Source organism: Bartonella sp. AU55XJBT (assembly GCF_028618525.1).
Map to the genome: position 1 here is coordinate 44,087 of NZ_JAQITC010000014.1, position 16,814 is coordinate 60,900.

Here is a 16,814-nt window from a genome sequence, read left to right on the forward strand (position 1 = left end):
CCTGCTTTTTATGCAGGGTTATGGTCCGGCTTTAAAGCCGGTTTTTTTTACAGCAAAGAAAGGTAAAATCAATGGCATTAACAACAGTTAGAGCAGATGATCCTCATGCAATAAGCACGTGGTCAAAATTATTAAATACAGAAGTTTCAAAAGCGATCCCTATTGCCCCCCTTATAGGCAAGGGGTCAAACAGCATTATTCAACTTAAAACCGAAACACAGAAAGGCAGAGGGGACTGTGTTACGTTTAGCTTACGGACACAGCTTTTGGGACGGGGTGTCACTTCTGGACAGACGCTTGAAGGGAATGAAGAGGCATTACAATTCCTTCATGACAGACTATACATTGACGAGCTTTCGCATGCAGTTCGTGTAGAAAATGAAGGGAGTATAGCACAACAACGTACAACGTTTGATTTACGTGACGAAGCAAAAGATGGTTTGGTTGACTGGTATGCAGATCGCTTAAGCATGATGTTTTTCATTCAAGCTTGCGGATATACAGCAAGGACAATCTCTTTTGAAGATCGGATGATCGATATCGAGAATGTGCATTATGGATTTAATGAACCTCTGGCACCAAGCAGTAAGCGCATTATCCGTCCAGATGCGAAAACCAAGGATGAAGATCTAAGTGAAGCATCAAAACACAGCTTTAGTTTAAAGCTTATTGATGAAGCCGTAAAAATGGCAAAACTTGCTAACCCCAAAATTCGACCAGTGCGTGTGAATGGGGAAAGTGTTTATGTACTCTATTTGCACCCAACACAAGTGATGCAATTACGTACCAATACGCAGACTGGTCAGTGGCTTGATATTCAGAAAGCTGCTTACACAGGTTCGCGTGCAAAGAACCCGATTTTTGATGGTTCTCTAGGCATGTATAATGGTGTGATTTTACGTGAATCTGAACATGTAACCCATGGTGTTAAATCAACAGATCATACAGCGAAAAAAAGTGTACGTCGCGCTGTTTTGCTTGGTGCACAAAGTATTGTTATGGCTTTTGGAAATAATCGCAATGTCAATCGCTATAAATTGGTGGAAGAGCATTTTGACTATCAACGTTACTATGGTTTGTCTGCGAAAACACTGATTGGCATGAAGAAAACCCGTTTCAAATTTCCAAATAGCTCTCAAGCAGCGCAAGATTTTGGAACGATTGTTATTCCTACCTACAGTGGTGAACCAGATAACTAATCGTAGGGAGGAAAAAAGACATGGCAGATCATTTACCACCTTTATTACAGGGAAGAAATCTTCACACCCAACAGGTAAGCTTTTTGCGTTTGAATATCTCGCATAAAGAGAAGCATCTCACAACGAAAATCGGAATTTTGCCTCGAGGTGCTTTGATTACTTCAATTAAAACGTTTGTGAAGACAGCGTTTTCTGAGGCGAAGTTAAAGATTGGCAGTACCTATGGGGGCAATGAGTTTGGCGAAAAAGATATCAAAGCCCAAGGAACACAGGATTTTACACCAACAGATCAAAAGGTTTTTGCTCCAGAGGATAAAGAGATGACCCTTTATGCAACACGGGATAAAACCACAGATGCTGGTGAATGTATTGTGGTCGTGCAATTCATAACAAATCATTAAGGGGATAAGACATGGCAGATCATTTACCACCTCCCTTACAGGGGAGAAATCTACATACGCAGCAGGTAAGCTTTTTGCGTCTTAATTTTAGCCATGAAGATAAAGAAAACGCGATGAGAATAGGCATCTTGCCACGTGGTGCTTTAATAACTTCGATTAAGGTGTTTGTTAAGACGGCGTTTTCGGACACGAAGGTTAAAATAGGCAGTACTGCTGGCGGGAATGAGTTTGGGGAAGCAGAAATCAAACAACAGGCAGTTAAAGAGGTTAAGCCTACCAATCAAAAGGAGTTTGTTCCTTATGATAAAGAGCTTACTCTCTATGCTAAAGCAGACAAAACGGTACAAGCCGGTGAAGCAAGTATCGTCGTTGAATTCGTAACCAATCACTAAAATTGAGAGGAGAGATTTATTAACTCTCCTTCAGTTTATGAAGTAGAAGACTGTACAGAGAGTTGTAAATTAAGGGCAGATAAGACAGCAACTAAAGTAGAAAGCTTGGGGTCACCCGTTTTACTTAAGGAGCGATATAATCCACTGCGTTCGCGATTGGTTTCTTTTGCTAAGGCGCGCATATTTTGAGAGCGAGCAACGATACCAATGGCATCCGCTATATGAGAGGCGTCACCGGTTTTGAAGGCTTCATTGAGAAATGCTTGTTGTACTTCAATGTCTTCAAGATATTCTTCTGGTTTAAATGGGGTTATTTTCATCACTGTACTCCTCTTTTAACTTTAACGCTTGTTCAATATCCCTTTGCTGCGTTGATTTATCTCCACCGCATAACAAGAGGATAAAATCAGAGCCTTTTTTTGTGAAATAAATTCTGTAACCAGCACCATAGTGGATACGTAATTCACCTATGCCATTAAAAAATTTAACATCACCCAAAAGTCCTTGTTTTAAGCGTACAACACGTTGAAGAATAATCGCTTTAGCCTTTTTATCTTTGAGTTTCTTAAGCCAATTATCAAATTCTATCGTTTTATGAATGAATATCATTAGTGCATTGTAGTGCACATAGTATGTAATGTCAAGTTAGTTATAATTTTTGTATCACTGGAAAGGTATTTTGATGACGCGTCAATATATTCGGGTTAGGACAGGCGGACCAATACCGGCTAGTCAAAATGTTTATCGCCATAGAAAAACGCTTTCACACCTCATATCTGTTATTCAAGATGAGATTGACGATATTACGGACGAGTATGTCGCACAAATCCAAGAAAGTATTTTTGCTGCTATTCGTTTTTGTGAGAGAGAAAGTTTTTACTTTAATGAAAGCCGTGATGTGGTGTTTGAAACACGGGCAGGGAAAGGTATCTATGATGCAACGGACACTCACCATATCGAAACAGCTGTTAAAATAAGGAGCGTTTATCTTCGTTCTGATCCACATCATAAGATTGAATTAGAGCGCAGGAGTCCTTTTTCTCTAGAGTCTTCGTTATCATCAGAGCAGCGAGGAACACCGGTTTGTTACAGTTATTTTGATAGGAAATTGCATCTTTATCCCACACCGGATAGAGCGTATCAGATTCAACTCATCCTCTCTCCACAACGTTTATCCGAGATAGAGAGTGTTGATGAAGAGCACCCATGGTTTGTGCATGGGTTTGACTTGATTAAAGCACGTGCAAAATATGAACTTTACAAGAATATTCTTAAAGATCCCGATTGTGCAACGGCAGCTTATAATGACTTTACCGAGCAGTTGCATGAATTGCGTGCAGAGACGTCTAAACGTCATAACGTCACGCGGATAATTCCAACGGATTTCTAAAATGGTTTATTTTCCAATCGCTGATTACCGCCCCGATGTTGCGGTCGTCAATGGCAGCTTTACGGATACGCTTGTGAATGTTTTACCGGCAGATGGAGGCTACATTCCGATGCCTAGTGCAATGGTTGTGTCTCGTTCTTTGGGAGAAAAGCCTTTGGGGTGTATAGCGTTTCGAAGTGGTAATGGGGTTAAGATTATCGTAGGAGGAACCAAAAAGCTTTATAGTTATGATAGTCAAACGCAGGGTTGGAAAGACATTAGCCAAAGCGGTGTGACCTATCAGGCAAATGAGGATAATCAATGGTCATTTGCCTTGTTTGGTCAAAGAGTTATTGCGGTGAATAAAAATGATAAACCGCAAGTTTTTCATACCCATAGTTCTGAACGATTTGAAGATTTAGGAGGCAGTCCACCGAAAGCAGGATTGGTCAAGGTTTGGGGTGATTTTGTTTGTTTGATGCAATTGACAGATAATCCCAATCGTATTCATTGGTCGGGTCTGAATGATGCAACCCATTGGACCGTTAAGCAGAAAAATTGTGATTTTCAAGATTTTCCAGATGGAGAATATGTACAGGGGGCAACAGAAACGACCAATCCTCTCATTTTTCTTCGTTCTGCGATTTATGCAGGAACTTTTGTTCCAGGTTCTAAGCTAGTCTTTACGTTTCAAAAGATTCAAGACAAGCGAGGAGCGCGCAGTGCAGGCTCTATAGCTTGTCGAGGCAGTGATGCTTTTTTTGCGAGTGATGGTGGCTTTTATCAGATGAGTTTTGATGGTCAACTTTTACCAATAGGCTTTGAGAAAGTTGATAGAACGGTCTTTAAAACATTTGATAAACTTGCTCTTGATGAGATGCAAGGAGTGATAGACCCCGTTGATAACCGGATTTACTGGTCATTAAAGAGAGGCAATAACGAGCAAACGACCTTTGTTTATGATTGGGGATTACAGAAATGGTCGACGCTACAAGGAAAGCCTTTGACGTTGTTTCCAGTATTTACGACAGGTTATACTTTGGAGCAGTTAGATGAGATCTCGATCAATCTTGAGACATTGCCGGCTTCTTTAGACAGTCCCCGTTGGCAAAGTGGGGCTCCTATGCTTGGTGCTTTTGATGAAAACAATCGTCTTGTTATGTTTACAGGGGCGTCCATGGAGGCAACGGTTGTTTCGCAAGAGATGGGGGCACCGGATGGAAGTTTTAACTTTATCACGAAGATGTTTGCAGAAGTTGATACGACGCAAGGTCTTTTAAGTATCGGAGAACGTCGTCTTCGCGATCATCAGACACCGATCACATGGCATAAAGAGAGAGAATGTTCCTATGCTACGGGTGCTTATCATGGTCGTTCGCGCAATCGTTATCACCGCTTTAAATTGCGCATTCCTAAAGATGAATCTTGGACAATGATTACGGGATTCAATGTTGATTTACGTCCTTTAGGCAGAGGGTAATGGCAAAAGTCTATTTGACCACGTCTTGGGATACGGAGCGTATAGCGCCTTATCTAGAGGAAATTATTGCGTCATTTCGAGGGTATGTTGAGCGTTTCAAACATGAAATGACGTTGCAGGAATTGATTGAAGCCATTTGCACGGGCAAGAAACAGTTATGGCTTGTTTTGGATGATGAAGAGCGATTTTTAGCGGCTGTTACGACCCAGATACAACAGATAGTTTTAGGAAAGAAACGCGCGCTCATTTGTGAATGTAGTGGGAAGGGTGTTCTTGATCAAGTTGACAATTTGCAGGTTGCAGAGGATTGGGCGCGTGAGAATGGCGCTTCTGAAATGGAGATCTTGGGTCGTTTGGGTTGGAAACGTGCTCTGAACAAACAAGGTTATGGCATAACGATGCTTTATTATAGGAAGGAATTGTGACATGGGGAGTAAAACACCCTCAACGACAGAACAGAAGCAGGTGCAGACAAGTGCTCCTCCTTCTTGGATGGCAGATGTATTTAAGCGTGGTGGTAGGGATGCGTATAATCTATATAATATAGGGGCGGGTGGTAATGTTTATGGGGGACCGCGTGTTGCCCCATTAAGTGATCAAACGCGCTATGGAATTGGTGGACTTGGCAGCATACCTCAGCATTATCAAAATCGCTCTTTGATGAATACGGTCTACAATCCAACGTCGGCAGCCAATAATCTTGGAAGCATGGCTTCGGGTGGTATGGTTGGACAGAACCCCTCTTTTAATGCCGCCCTTCAAAATAGCTTAGAGCGTGTAAGAGATACGATTAACAGCTCTTTTGCCGGTGCAGGTCGTTATGGTTCTGGTGCACATACAGGGGTATTGGCAAATGAACTTGGTGCTTTGTCGACAAGTGCGACAGCGAACCAATATAATCAAGATGTACAGAATATGATGCAAGCCAATGCAATGGTTGACCAAGCCAATCAAAATCAATTGGGAGCCTCCAATAACTTCTTACAAGGTTATGGGAATGCCTATTCCAATGCCATAGAGGGGGGAGGTGTTCTTGATACGCACAATCAGAGAGTTGTTGATGCTAATCGTGAACGTTGGCTAGAGCAAGACAATAGCGGTTGGAACAGACTGAACATGTTGATGAATGCTGGTCATGGCTTTGCAAGAAATTACGGTACGACGACAAACAATCTGACAGGTACAATGATGCAAGGCAACGACCCTTGGAAGAACGCTATAGGGATTTTAGCTAGCCTTGGTCAAATTGCTTCTGGATTCAAAAAGTGAGATAGTTATGGAAAACAATAGTGATAATATTTTCTCAAGACTTCTTAAGTCTATATATGCAATGGACCCATTGACGTCACGTATACTTCTGCAAAATCAACGCATGGCACGAGAAGACGCGAAACGACAAGAAAATAATTTTCCTTATTTAGTCCCTTCTTCGTCTATAGCTACATTTGGTTCGCAACCAAATATACATGGCTTAGCTAAAAATATTCCCCCTTTAGCAGATGTAAGTTCGTCTTTGAGACCAGCAGGATTTAAACCGGATGTACCATCTTCAGTACCTTCTTTACCTATAGCGACTTTTGGTTCACAACAAAATCCTCTAGGTTTAGGTAAAGATATAGAGCCATTGCCTAATGCAATTTCGGATTTGGCATCATTGCAACCAAAGCAGGCTCAGTTACCAGAACCTATTTCAACGGTAGAACCACAAAAGTCTGTACAACCACAACAGAGTGTCGCTCCTAACCAAACGGCTGGTTCTCAACAGAGTTTTTGGGATCATCTACGGAGTCCAGAGTTTTTACAAAGATTAGCGGATTATGGGATTGGTTATGCCTTGTCAGATGGAACGGTGGCACAAAGTTTAGCCAGTGGAGCCATGAATCTTCGTCGTGGTGATATGGAAAGAGAAAAAAGAGGGCAGGTTAATCAAACCGTCGAGTATCTGAAATCTAAAGGCTACAGTGAAGAAGAAGCGCGGGTTATGGCAAGTAATCCTCAAATGCTTAGTGCACTGTTAACAGGTGATGATACTCCTAAGTTACTTGCGGGGCATGAATGGTATACCAATCCACAGACAGGTAAACGTGGACAGAGACCGATGGAAGGGACTCTACAGGCATTGGAGTATAATCAGAAGGAAAAAGAAATAGAAGAGTGGGAAATAAATAAGAGAAATGCTGCTGATATAGCAGCAAAAGAAATTGATAACATTATGGGGACAGTGAATGATGCTCTTCAACTTATAGATGCGAACCCCAACAAGGTTGCGGGTATAGTTGGTGCAATCGGTCAGTATGTTCCAGGATCTGATGCAAAATCATTAAGAACGAAATTCAAACAGCTTGAAGGCGGTGTCTTTACTCGAGTGATTGAAGCAATAAAGAAGCAAAGCGATGGCGGGAAATTAGGCGTTGGACCATTATCTAATGAAGAAAGTGCGCGGTTGGTAGCATCTTATGGTTCTTTGGATATTAGCGATAAACCTGAAGAACTACATAAAACGCTGCTAAAAATTAAAGATATGTTTGATCTTTTTAAACGACTGAATAATGAGGAAATTTATAGGTTATCAAATGGAATGAAAGTAAGCCGGCGTTTAAATCCCTCTGCTCAATATTCTAATCAGTCGATATCGCAAGGAGGTCGTGCAAATATACCTAAGATGAGTATGCAGGAAGGTATCGATAGAGATGATATCACCGTATTTATTGATGTTGCTACCGGTAAGCGTATTGAAAAGGAAGAGTATTGATGAATACTTACACTAACATTTCTAAACATGTAACATCCAAAAGTGGAAAGCGCTATCGTTTGCGCGTTATCGATGATAATTCTAGAGGTGGCATTCCTGAATATGCAATATCTAAAAGTGGGAAACGTTATCGTTTGCGTGTTATCAATGATAACACCGATTTTACAGAAACAACATCATTACAACATCCTGAAATAAGCGAGAGTGAAGCCTCTGATTTTTCATTTGATGATAAAGATCTTACATGGTGGGATGCACTAAGGAGTCATGGTACATCTGGTTTGACAGCAGGATATAGTGATGAGATACAAGCGGCGAATGAAGCGGGCTTTAAGGATTATTGGAGTGGCGATAAACGAGCAGAAGAGATCTATAATAGACGGGTAGCTAAGGAACGTGCTTACCAAAAAGCCTTGGAAAAGAAACATCCATGGTTGTCTCATGGTGCTTATATTGCTGGTTCGATTGTACCAACAGTACTCTCATTTATCCCTCCGCTTGGATTTTTGAGAGCAGGTACTGCGCTATCAACATTTGGAAATATTGGTAAAGCAGCACTTTTAGGAGCAGGTTCTGGAGCTTTGCATGGCTCTGGTGCAGGAGATGGTTTTTATGGTCGTCTTGGTTCGGCAGGAGTTGGTGGTTTGATTGGAGGAGTTGCTGCTCCAGTTGGTTCTCTTGCTGGTACAGGAGCTTCTTGGATAGGAAGAAAAGTAGGACATGGATTGCAACATATTCCTTTTATAAAAGGAGGACGTTTTAATCCTGCTCATAAGGAAGTTAAAACCAAAGCGGTGAGAGAAGTTGCAAAAACATTATATGATGATGGTGTTGAGAATGTTGCAGAACATCTTGCAAGTGCGCCACGTCATGCATTTTTGACAGATATTAGTCCGAATTTAGAAGTATTGCTTGCGAATATGGGGAAAACCAATCCGCGTGTTTCTTCACTTTTGAAAGGAGCCCACGAGGGACGGATGCAGGGAGCCGTTCAGCGTCTTCGTCAATCGGCAGATGACAACATTACTCCTCTCCAAGATACGAAAGTTTTAAAAAGGTTGCTTAAAGAGCAAGGGGAAGCAGCACATGGACATCTTTATGCACAAGCCTATCGTACTCCAATAGAAAAAAGATATTATCCAGCTCTTAATAGGCTTTTTAAAAATAAATGGTTTCAAGAAGCTCTCAAAGAAGCAGTTGATACCTTAGAAGGACACCCACGTAAAGCAATTGCTCAACGATTTTATGATAAAAATTTTCGCCATATTAACTATAAGCCCACAATGGAGTTATTAGACCAAACTAAGCAATCTCTAGATAATTTGATAGAGAAATATAAAAATTTTGGTGATATGGATAAGAGCTCTGGTTACCAATTGATTAAGAACAATTTGGTAAAGATAACGGACGAAATCTCTCCTACTTATAAAGCAGCACGGGGTAGCGCAGCAAAATACAAAGGCTTTGCAGAAGCCATAAGCCAAGGCAAAAGAATTGCAGAAAAAGATATTTCAGGAGAGGGAATAGCCGAAGGACTTCGTAAAGGAGCGATGCCGGATGGTTTTAATACCTATCGCGTAGGGATAAGGGACTATATCGATGATATATTAAAAAAATCCCGCTCTGTTAATAGACTTTCGAATATTTTACAAACCGAGAGCATGTCTGAAAATCTTAGCAGGTCTTTAAGCCCTAAAAACGTTAAAGCGTTTAGGAAAGCTGTAGATGATGAAAGATTTTATGAAGATGCGGCGAAAAGAGCGCTAAAGCCATTTCATGGAACGCCAGAGGCTTCTGTTCTAGAAGGAGTTCGCTTACCGCACGGAAAAGTTAGTGCAGCACATGAAGGGGCAAAAATTACTCAAAATATTTTATCTGATACGATTAGAAAATTGCCGCAAAAAGAGAAACAAATATTTGAACGGGATATAGCAAAGTTAGCAACTTTTGGCGGTAAAGGTATGACCCAGCAAGAAGTTGCTCAAATGTTACAAAGGTTCATAAATTGGCATAAAATGGGAGTTTTGACTGAGAAAACATTGCATTTCATTTCTTCGGTACTGATGGGAGAAGCGGGCAGATGGGGAAGGAGTAAGGCTCAATGACCCGTTATCATTCTTCAGTTGATCAAGCGATCCGTCAAGCAGCGGTGCGATATGGCTTGCCGGAAAGCTATTTATATCGTGTTGCGCAAGTTGAAAGTGGCGGCAATCCCAATGCAAGGAATCCACGCTCTTCTGCGGGTGGGTTGTATCAGTTTATAGACAGCACCGCCAAACAATATGGTTTGCAAGACCGTTTTGACCCTATGCAGGCAGCCGATGCCATGGGGCGGTTTACCCTTGATAATCGCAACCATTTAAGCCGTCTGTTGGGAAGGGCGCCTACAGATGCGGAATTGTATTTAGCCCATCAACAAGGAGCAGGAGGAGCCGCGCGTCTTTTGCAAAATCCCCATGCCAATGCAGCGCAATTGGTTGGGAGTAATGCGGTTGGTTTGAATGCAGGCAATAACGCAATGCGCGCAAGTGATTTTGTTAATCGTGTCTTTCAAATGTATGGGGGGCAGCCTTATAGAGCAAGTCCTATCGCACGGGGTGGTATGGGCGATAGAGCAAACTTGCTGGAGGTTTTACGAGCATTATTAGCGTCACAGGAAGAGCCTCCAGAAGAAGAGCGTGAAGATGATAATCCTTTGATGACGCAATTCATGCGGGCTTTTTACGGAATTTAGGATAAAACCCATGTCAACGATTTATGATTGGTCGCTAAGAGCGGCGGATAACACGCGCGCAGATGATTTGATTGATTGGTCCGAAGGACAGCACCCTAGTAGCGTGAATAACAGCGCGCGTGTGATGATGCAGCGTATCAAGGAATACTTGTTAGATGTGGGTGGAACGCTTGAAGGGGTTGTGACGAATGATCATGTCCAACGAATAAGTACAATACGTCTTGAAAGCCAAACGGCATTTTTAGAATACAAGAATGGTATCGTTTTACGCTTTATGGCTAAGGATAAAAATATTGGAGCAACCACGGTTTTGCTTAATGCTTTAGAGGGCAAGCCGGTTTATAAAGCGACCGCCTTAGGGATTGGTCCTTTATCGGGCGGCGAAATCCAACAGGGATGCATTTATACATTAGTCTATAATGGAGATGGTTGGCATCTTGTTAATCCAACCTCTATCCCTTTAGAAGAAGAACTCAGTCTTTATCCTACTGGTTTTATCGGAACGTTTGCGATGCGTGATTTTCCAACAGGTTGGTTACTCTGTGATGGAAAGGCTTATTCGCGGACTGATTATAGTGATTTGTTTTCTGCGATAGGGACGGTTTGGGGAGAAGGGAATAGTGTTACAACGTTTAATGTTCCCGATTTTAGGGGGATGTTTTTACGAGGTTTTGATGACGGTCGTCATATCGATGAGGGGCGTTCTTTTGCCAGTGTGCAAACAGATTTAATGGAGTCTCATCAACATCAGGGGCAAAGTCTTTCCTTTCCCCATTTTACCAGCAATGAAGACTTTTGGGATGGGAATACGACGGCTGTTTTGGGGTACCGTCTAGGATTGTTTGGAGGGGGGGCACTTGCAAACTTTATGGGAATAGAGCGTGAGAATTTAGGGAGCTATATTGCAAGTCCCTATAGCCATGATGAAAATCAAGAGGTTGATTTGAGAAGCTCTGGTGAAGGTGAGACGCGTCCAGTGAATGTTTCTGTTCTGTTTGCGATTAAAACGTGAGATGTCAGATGTCGACGATTTATGATTGGTCTTTGAGAACCTCTGAGAATGGCTATTGTGATGATTTGATTGATTGGTCAGAGGGGCAGCGTCCAAGCAGCGTGAATAACAGCGCGCGTGTGATGATGCAACGGATGAGGGAATATTTATCGGATACGAGCGGTCTGATTGAAAGCACCTTTTTGGTTAATACGGAACAACAGACGACGTTGATACGCCTTCAAAGCTCATCACATTTTTTGAAATATCAGAATGGGATATCGGTTTGTTTTAAAGCAAAGGGTAAGAATGTTGGAGCGACAACAATTGCTTTGAATACGTTAGGAGGAAAGCCGGTTTATAAGGCGACAGAATTAGGCATGAGTGCTTTATTAGGAGGTGAGATACAAAAGGGGTGCATTTATCGTTTGGTTTATCGGGATGATGCTTGGCATATTTTAAATCCTACGCCGGTTTCTTTATCACAAGAGCCGATGAAACCGATTGATCCTGCGGGCACGATAGGGATTTTTGGGATGCAAGTTTTACCGGAAGGTTGGTTGTTGTGTGATGGAAAGGCTTATTTGCGCAGTGAGTATAGTGCTCTTTATGATGCGATAGGAACAAGATGGGGTGGCAGTGATAGTTGGACGAAGTTTCATGTTCCCGATTTGCGAGGTGTCTTTTTGCGCGGGGTTGATGATGAGCGTGAGATAGACCGTTTTCGTTATCTTGGTACTTTACAGAATGACGCCATGAGAAAGCATGATCATGGTGGTCAATCCTTTACGATTTTGAATGCTGAAAATGAGGAGGAGAGTTGGCATGGCGATATGACGATTATCTGGGGTTATGTGCTTAATGAGCAGCAAAGGTTGAAGCTTGCCGAACGCCTAGGTGTGAGGGCAGAAGATATACGGGTTCATCATAAGCTAGCCTTTCCCCATTCCCATCTTCATATGCGTGATGTTTCAGCGGCAAGTTTTGGTGTCAGTGAGACACGCCCGATTAATATGAGTGTTGTGTTTGCGATCAAGACGTGAGGTTGTGATGTCAACGATTTATGATTGGTCTTTAACGGCATCTGAAAATGGTGGAGCCGATAATCTTATTAATTGGTCAGAGGGGCAGCACCCCAACACGGTCAATAACAGCGCCCGTGTGATGATGCAAAGGGTGCATGAGTATTTATATGATACGGGGGGTGTGATTGAAGGGATTGTTACGGTTAATCAAGAACAAAAGACCAGTGGAATACGTCTTCAAAGTCAATCTCAGTTTTTAGCGTATAAGAATGGGATATCGGTTTGTTTTAAAGCGAAAGGTAAGAATGTTGGAGCGACCACGATTGCTTTGGATAATTTGGCTGCTAAGCCCGTTTATAAGGCGACGGACACCGGTTTATTAGCCTTATCGGGAGGCGAGATCCAAGAGGGCTGTCTTTATACTGTTATATATGATGAAGAGATAAGTGGTTGGCAAATTCTCAATCCAACAAGAGAGAAAGTTTCTTCTTTAAAACGCCTACCGTCTGGTTTTATTGGTCCTTTTGCAATGGAGCGTTTGCCGGAAGGTTGGTTAGTCTGTGATGGGCGTGCTTATTTGCGAAGCAGTTATAGAGCGTTGTTTGAGGCGATAGGAACAACGTGGGGCGCGGGAGATGGCGTTTCGACCTTTAATGTTCCCGATTTTCGGGGAATGTTTTTACGGGGCATGGATTATGAACGTGGTCTAGATCCTTGGCGTTCCTTTGCCAGCCAACAAGCGTGTTCTTTAAAAGCGCATGAACATTTAATAGGACCTGCCTCTTCAGAAGGTGCTTCTTCACGAAAGAAACGGGCTTTTTCTTCTTCTGACGGTTCTTTGCCAAGGCAAAAAAGATCTCTAGACGAAGAGTGTCTAGGATTAGACGGAGATGCCTTGGACAAGTGTCATCAAGAATTTGACCAGATAGCAGGCAGTCCACAGGTAGAGGTTCCCTTTTGGTTTACAGAAAAAGATAAGCCAGCCCGCTTGCCTTGGTTTATCCGAAGCCCCTTTGCCAACTTTTTATATTATTCAACGCCGATCAAAGAGGGCGTCCATGACAGAGCGCATCATGAGCATCACCTTATGGCAGAGAGGGTTGGTGGACTTGAAACGCGCCCGGTTAATGTGAGTGTGGTTTATGGGATCAAGACATGAGGAGTTGAAATGTCATTAAAACCGTTTGCAATATCAGAACTTAGCGACCCGTCTCAAGTACGGGTTGTTTTGTATTCGGGGGACCATTTTGTGCATGCGCCGCTTCAGAGCGTTTTTGATTTACTGAAAACAGCTTTGAAAGCCGATTTTGATGGTTCGTTAAAAGATTTAGAGAAGCGCTTAGAAGCCTTAAGCGAAGAGTTTGAAGATTTGAAAGAGTGTTAGTTTTAGGTTTAATGGAGGAATAAAGCAAATGAAAATACCCGATCATAGTCATGAGTATCTGATACCAATAGCAACGAAAGAGGAAATCAGAGAAGGTACTTCGCAAGATAGTGTTGTTGTTCCGAAGATTTTAGGGACGGCATCTTTGTATTCGTATGAAGAGTTTGCACCGTTAGAACAGGTTGTTAATACAAGGCAAGAATCGGAAAAAGCCATGGCGCGTGCAAATGGTGCGCAACAGGTTGCAGAAGAATCGAAGAGGGTGTCGGAACAAGCGCTTAGCGAAGTGACGAAAACAGTTCAAACAGCGACAACAGCGCTTACGACGTCTCATGAAGCGAAGGAAGAAGCTAAAGCAGCGACGACCACGGCTAATCTTGCGAAAGATACAGCGGATACAGCCAAGGGCTTAGCAGAAGAAGCCAAGAATACTTCTGATGCTGTCAAGCACATGGCAGAAGAGACAAAAGCAGCAGTTGATAGAGCCTCTGGGGAAATCAATAGTACGAAAGGTTCACTTGAGACGGCATTACAAAATTTTGCAGAGGTCAAACAGAGCAGTGAGAATGCTGTTAATTTATCGACCGAAGCCAAGAGGTTAGCCGATGAATCGAAAACCATTGCAACCCGTGCAGAACAAACAGCAAGAGAAGCTTCACAAACAGCAACCGAGACGACGCAAGTAGCCGCAACAGCGGTAGCAACGTGTCATGAAGTTAAGAAAGTTGCAGAAGCAGCCAAAAAAGGCGGGGAAGAAGCCTCGAAACTCGCTTCAGAAGCGAAGGGTTTGGCGGAAGAAGCGAAAGGTGTAGCAGATAGTGTAACAGAGAAAGTCGAGAAGGCTCTAAAAGAAGCTAGCGATGCGAAATCTCAAGCAGAGGGCTTAGAAACAATAGCCAATGAAGCGAAGAATGTTGCGGAGCAAGCCAAAGGCGAAGTTGACACAACGAAGCAAGGACTTGGAGAGGTCAAGAGCTCTTTAGACACGGTGACAGCAACATCAAATTCTGCGAATACCGCTGCTTCTGAAGCAAAAGCTTTAGCGGAAGAAGCAAAAAATGCATTGACAGAAGTGCAAGAGACGATACAAACGCATAGTGAGAGTCTTTCAGCCATTCAAGGCAATGTAAATTCTCTTTTTACTTATTTTTTAGAGAATGTGCATTTTGTACAGCCTCACAAAATTTTGGAAGCCGATCCGCAAAATAGAAAAGGTCTTGTGATCAACAACGGCGCATTTTTTCGCTTTTATCATGGTGGTGATCATGGGGGTAGGTACATCTTGAACCGTGTTCCAGGGCGTGGAACTATGAGCTTTCAAGAAACTCTTGAGGCTGGAAAGGATTATTATATATATCTCATCCTAAAAGATCAGGAGCATGATCTATCCTATGAAATTTCGTTAAATCCGACAGCTCCAGAAGGCTATACAGAGCATAATTCTGAAAAGATTGGTGGATTTCATACGCTTTGTACAGATGTTGGTACAATTGAAGAACATCCCTTATCGGGTTATCAAGCAGGCGATATTTTGCCCATGTCTGTTTGGTGTTTAAATCACCGTCCATGGTGTTCTCCAGAGGGAATGGTTTACAATCCGTTGAGTAATATTTGGGTCGATATTTATCTTCAATCAGGCACGGGTAAAAATACGAAGTCGGCATATGGTGCTCCGATTACGACTAATCGTCGCTATTATGAACATCAAGGGGATTTGGCGTCTGTTAGGAAGAGACTTTTGACGAATGATGAGTTCACGGTCTCCATGACTGGAAGCAATTATGGCACGAGTATTTCAGGCAATCAAGCGCCTTCTCCTAAGACGTCAGGCGGACATATTGATACGGCATCCCGTCGTATGATTTCGCATATTGGCTGTGAAGATGGCTGCGGTTATGTGTGGCAATTTTTGTCTGGTTGTTATCCCGTGACCAAATGGCATACAGGGGAACAAGGAAGCAGTTTACGTGTAGACATAAATGTTATGTTGGGAGGAGGCGATTGGGCTGATGGTTCAAACAATGATTATCTTGTACGGAATTTTGCGCATTCTCGTTATGAGGAAGATGAAAAAATAGGCGCCCGTGGATGTAGTGAGCCATTTTATTTATCCTATTAACGCGAGACTGATTAGAAGATTTTTATACAGCCCCACTGATGTGGGGCTTTTTTTATGGAGGAGTGGATGAGAAAGATATCGAAAGAAGGTTTGGAGCTTATCAAACAGTGGGAAGGATTGCGTTTGGAGGCTTATAAAGATGCGGCATGTATCTGGACCATTGGTTATGGTCATACCAGCAATGCTGGTAGTCCGCTTGTCAAAAAAGGCATGCGTATCACAAAAGAGCAAGCAGAAGCAATTCTTTGTGAAGACTTAAAGCAATTTGAGAAGACAGTCGAGGAATCGGTGACGGTTTCGTTAACGGATTGCCAATTCGCGGCATTGGTGTCGTTTTGTTATAACGTAGGAACAAAAGCCTTTTGCAAGTCAACGTTGTTGAAGAAGCTTAATCAAGGGGATTATGAAGCTGTTCCTAGTGAATTACAGAAATGGAATAAGATAGGGGGTAAGCCTTTTGTGGGATTATCCAACCGTCGAGCCGCAGAAGCCGGTTTGTGGGCAAAGGGGTCTTACATTGCTTCGAACTATCACAGGGTAGAAACACGTGAGGCAAGAGGACTTTTAAAGGTAGAAGCCCTTGCCCCGATTATAGGGTCTTGTTCAGGATTTGGAGGATTTTTAGTAGGCAATGGACCGATTCAGTGGGCGTTAGCAGGGATTATGGTTTTAGCGGCGTGTACAGGACTGGTGATTGTTGCCAAGCGATTTAAGGAACAGCGCTTATGATTTTTTGGTTCAAAAGAAATCTGTCTGTTTTGTTAGCGGCTTTAGCCGTTTTTTTTATGGCATTAGCCAAGGCTTTTCACCTTGGCAAGAAGAGTGAACGGCAAAAGCAAAAAGAGCATGCTTTAAAGACGGCAAGGACCCGTTTTGAGGTAGAAAATGAAGTTAATCAAAAAACTGATGCTGGTGTGCGTTCTGCTTTGTCTCGTTGGGTGCGGGGCAAATAGGACAGTTTCTTGTGT

At 42.6% G+C, this 16,814-nt stretch carries 19 protein-coding genes; 17 read left to right on the top strand and 2 right to left on the bottom strand.

The window, feature by feature from the left end; genetic code table 11:
- Positions 1 to 71 precede the first annotated feature (71 nt).
- Genes PVV70_RS07900 through PVV70_RS07910 form a run of 3 tightly spaced genes read left to right on the top strand, consistent with a single transcriptional unit; the run spans position 72 to position 1,992 of the window.
- Positions 72 to 1,199 carry a N4-gp56 family major capsid protein gene (locus tag PVV70_RS07900; protein ID WP_273758716.1) on the top strand — a complete coding sequence of 376 codons (1,128 nt, stop codon included), beginning with the start codon at positions 72 to 74 and terminating at the stop codon, positions 1,197 to 1,199.
- Between the two features lie 20 nt (positions 1,200 to 1,219).
- Complete coding sequence (locus PVV70_RS07905) at positions 1,220 to 1,600, top strand: hypothetical protein (protein WP_273719624.1); 381 nt, start codon at positions 1,220 to 1,222, stop codon at positions 1,598 to 1,600.
- A gap of 11 nt (positions 1,601 to 1,611) precedes the next feature.
- Positions 1,612 to 1,992 (top strand): hypothetical protein, encoded by a 381-nt coding sequence (locus tag PVV70_RS07910; protein ID WP_273758718.1) that lies wholly within the window; start codon positions 1,612 to 1,614, stop codon positions 1,990 to 1,992.
- Between the two features lie 35 nt (positions 1,993 to 2,027).
- Here PVV70_RS07910 and PVV70_RS07915 read toward each other — a convergent pair whose 3' ends face one another.
- Positions 2,028 to 2,312, bottom strand: coding sequence for an addiction module antidote protein (locus PVV70_RS07915; protein ID WP_273719622.1), 285 nt, complete (start codon positions 2,310 to 2,312; stop codon positions 2,028 to 2,030).
- Positions 2,293 to 2,601 carry a type II toxin-antitoxin system RelE/ParE family toxin gene (locus PVV70_RS07920; RefSeq protein WP_273719623.1) on the bottom strand — a complete coding sequence of 103 codons (309 nt, stop codon included), beginning with the start codon at positions 2,599 to 2,601 and terminating at the stop codon, positions 2,293 to 2,295. The genes PVV70_RS07915 and PVV70_RS07920 overlap by 20 nt, the downstream gene beginning before the upstream one ends.
- A gap of 73 nt (positions 2,602 to 2,674) precedes the next feature.
- On the opposite strand from PVV70_RS07920, the gene PVV70_RS07925 reads away from it, so the two are divergent.
- The 14 genes from PVV70_RS07925 to PVV70_RS07990 all read left to right on the top strand — a co-directional run bounded on the left by PVV70_RS07925 (position 2,675) and on the right by PVV70_RS07990 (position 16,799).
- Entirely contained in the window at positions 2,675 to 3,382 is a 708-nt protein-coding gene (locus tag PVV70_RS07925) for a hypothetical protein (RefSeq protein ID WP_273758719.1), read from the top strand.
- Between the two features lies 1 nt (position 3,383).
- Positions 3,384 to 4,841 (top strand): hypothetical protein, encoded by a 1,458-nt coding sequence (locus tag PVV70_RS07930; RefSeq protein ID WP_273758720.1) that lies wholly within the window; start codon positions 3,384 to 3,386, stop codon positions 4,839 to 4,841.
- Positions 4,841 to 5,266, top strand: a complete 426-nt coding sequence (locus PVV70_RS07935) for a hypothetical protein (protein ID WP_273758721.1) — start codon at positions 4,841 to 4,843, stop codon at positions 5,264 to 5,266. Before PVV70_RS07930 ends, PVV70_RS07935 begins: the two co-directional genes overlap by 1 nt.
- 1 nt (position 5,267) lies before the next feature.
- Positions 5,268 to 6,110 (top strand): hypothetical protein, encoded by an 843-nt coding sequence (locus PVV70_RS07940; protein ID WP_273758722.1) that lies wholly within the window; start codon positions 5,268 to 5,270, stop codon positions 6,108 to 6,110.
- A gap of 103 nt (positions 6,111 to 6,213) precedes the next feature.
- Positions 6,214 to 7,593, top strand: a complete 1,380-nt coding sequence (locus tag PVV70_RS07945; RefSeq protein ID WP_273758723.1) for a hypothetical protein — start codon at positions 6,214 to 6,216, stop codon at positions 7,591 to 7,593.
- Positions 7,593 to 9,698: a glycine zipper family protein gene (locus PVV70_RS07950; protein WP_273758724.1), complete on the top strand. Its 2,106-nt coding sequence runs from the start codon at positions 7,593 to 7,595 to the stop codon at positions 9,696 to 9,698. The genes PVV70_RS07945 and PVV70_RS07950 overlap by 1 nt, the downstream gene beginning before the upstream one ends.
- Positions 9,695 to 10,327: a transglycosylase SLT domain-containing protein gene (locus PVV70_RS07955; protein ID WP_273758726.1), complete on the top strand. Its 633-nt coding sequence runs from the start codon at positions 9,695 to 9,697 to the stop codon at positions 10,325 to 10,327. The genes PVV70_RS07950 and PVV70_RS07955 overlap by 4 nt, the downstream gene beginning before the upstream one ends.
- Positions 10,328 to 10,337: 10 nt before the next feature.
- The gene (locus PVV70_RS07960) at positions 10,338 to 11,339 is read left to right on the top strand and encodes a phage tail protein (RefSeq protein ID WP_273758727.1); all 1,002 of its coding nucleotides are present in this window, start codon (positions 10,338 to 10,340) and stop codon (positions 11,337 to 11,339) included.
- Positions 11,340 to 11,347: 8 nt separating this feature from the next.
- The gene (locus tag PVV70_RS07965) at positions 11,348 to 12,361 is read left to right on the top strand and encodes a phage tail protein (RefSeq protein WP_273758728.1); all 1,014 of its coding nucleotides are present in this window, start codon (positions 11,348 to 11,350) and stop codon (positions 12,359 to 12,361) included.
- 7 nt (positions 12,362 to 12,368) lie between these two features.
- On the top strand, positions 12,369 to 13,502 hold the full coding sequence (locus tag PVV70_RS07970) for a phage tail protein (RefSeq protein WP_273758729.1): 1,134 nt from the start codon (positions 12,369 to 12,371) through the stop codon (positions 13,500 to 13,502).
- A 9-nt stretch (positions 13,503 to 13,511) separates the two neighbouring features.
- Positions 13,512 to 13,727, top strand: a complete 216-nt coding sequence (locus PVV70_RS07975) for a hypothetical protein (protein WP_273758730.1) — start codon at positions 13,512 to 13,514, stop codon at positions 13,725 to 13,727.
- A gap of 28 nt (positions 13,728 to 13,755) precedes the next feature.
- Positions 13,756 to 15,846: a hypothetical protein gene (locus PVV70_RS07980; protein ID WP_273758731.1), complete on the top strand. Its 2,091-nt coding sequence runs from the start codon at positions 13,756 to 13,758 to the stop codon at positions 15,844 to 15,846.
- Between the two features lie 66 nt (positions 15,847 to 15,912).
- Positions 15,913 to 16,575, top strand: a complete 663-nt coding sequence (locus PVV70_RS07985) for a lysozyme (RefSeq protein WP_273758732.1) — start codon at positions 15,913 to 15,915, stop codon at positions 16,573 to 16,575.
- Complete coding sequence (locus PVV70_RS07990; RefSeq protein ID WP_273758733.1) at positions 16,572 to 16,799, top strand: hypothetical protein; 228 nt, start codon at positions 16,572 to 16,574, stop codon at positions 16,797 to 16,799. The genes PVV70_RS07985 and PVV70_RS07990 overlap by 4 nt, the downstream gene beginning before the upstream one ends.
- The last annotated feature ends 15 nt before the right edge of the window (positions 16,800 to 16,814 follow it).

Coding starts and splice junctions, on each gene's coding strand:
- PVV70_RS07900 (WP_273758716.1), top strand. CDS start 72: ATGGCATTAACAACAGTTAGAGCAGATGATCCTCATGCAATAAGCACG.
- PVV70_RS07905 (WP_273719624.1), top strand. CDS start 1,220: ATGGCAGATCATTTACCACCTTTATTACAGGGAAGAAATCTTCACACC.
- PVV70_RS07910 (WP_273758718.1), top strand. CDS start 1,612: ATGGCAGATCATTTACCACCTCCCTTACAGGGGAGAAATCTACATACG.
- PVV70_RS07915 (WP_273719622.1), bottom strand. CDS start 2,312: ATGAAAATAACCCCATTTAAACCAGAAGAATATCTTGAAGACATTGAA.
- PVV70_RS07920 (WP_273719623.1), bottom strand. CDS start 2,601: ATGATATTCATTCATAAAACGATAGAATTTGATAATTGGCTTAAGAAA.
- PVV70_RS07925 (WP_273758719.1), top strand. CDS start 2,675: ATGACGCGTCAATATATTCGGGTTAGGACAGGCGGACCAATACCGGCT.
- PVV70_RS07930 (WP_273758720.1), top strand. CDS start 3,384: ATGGTTTATTTTCCAATCGCTGATTACCGCCCCGATGTTGCGGTCGTC.
- PVV70_RS07935 (WP_273758721.1), top strand. CDS start 4,841: ATGGCAAAAGTCTATTTGACCACGTCTTGGGATACGGAGCGTATAGCG.
- PVV70_RS07940 (WP_273758722.1), top strand. CDS start 5,268: ATGGGGAGTAAAACACCCTCAACGACAGAACAGAAGCAGGTGCAGACA.
- PVV70_RS07945 (WP_273758723.1), top strand. CDS start 6,214: ATGGCACGAGAAGACGCGAAACGACAAGAAAATAATTTTCCTTATTTA.
- PVV70_RS07950 (WP_273758724.1), top strand. CDS start 7,593: ATGAATACTTACACTAACATTTCTAAACATGTAACATCCAAAAGTGGA.
- PVV70_RS07955 (WP_273758726.1), top strand. CDS start 9,695: ATGACCCGTTATCATTCTTCAGTTGATCAAGCGATCCGTCAAGCAGCG.
- PVV70_RS07960 (WP_273758727.1), top strand. CDS start 10,338: ATGTCAACGATTTATGATTGGTCGCTAAGAGCGGCGGATAACACGCGC.
- PVV70_RS07965 (WP_273758728.1), top strand. CDS start 11,348: ATGTCGACGATTTATGATTGGTCTTTGAGAACCTCTGAGAATGGCTAT.
- PVV70_RS07970 (WP_273758729.1), top strand. CDS start 12,369: ATGTCAACGATTTATGATTGGTCTTTAACGGCATCTGAAAATGGTGGA.
- PVV70_RS07975 (WP_273758730.1), top strand. CDS start 13,512: ATGTCATTAAAACCGTTTGCAATATCAGAACTTAGCGACCCGTCTCAA.
- PVV70_RS07980 (WP_273758731.1), top strand. CDS start 13,756: ATGAAAATACCCGATCATAGTCATGAGTATCTGATACCAATAGCAACG.
- PVV70_RS07985 (WP_273758732.1), top strand. CDS start 15,913: ATGAGAAAGATATCGAAAGAAGGTTTGGAGCTTATCAAACAGTGGGAA.
- PVV70_RS07990 (WP_273758733.1), top strand. CDS start 16,572: ATGATTTTTTGGTTCAAAAGAAATCTGTCTGTTTTGTTAGCGGCTTTA.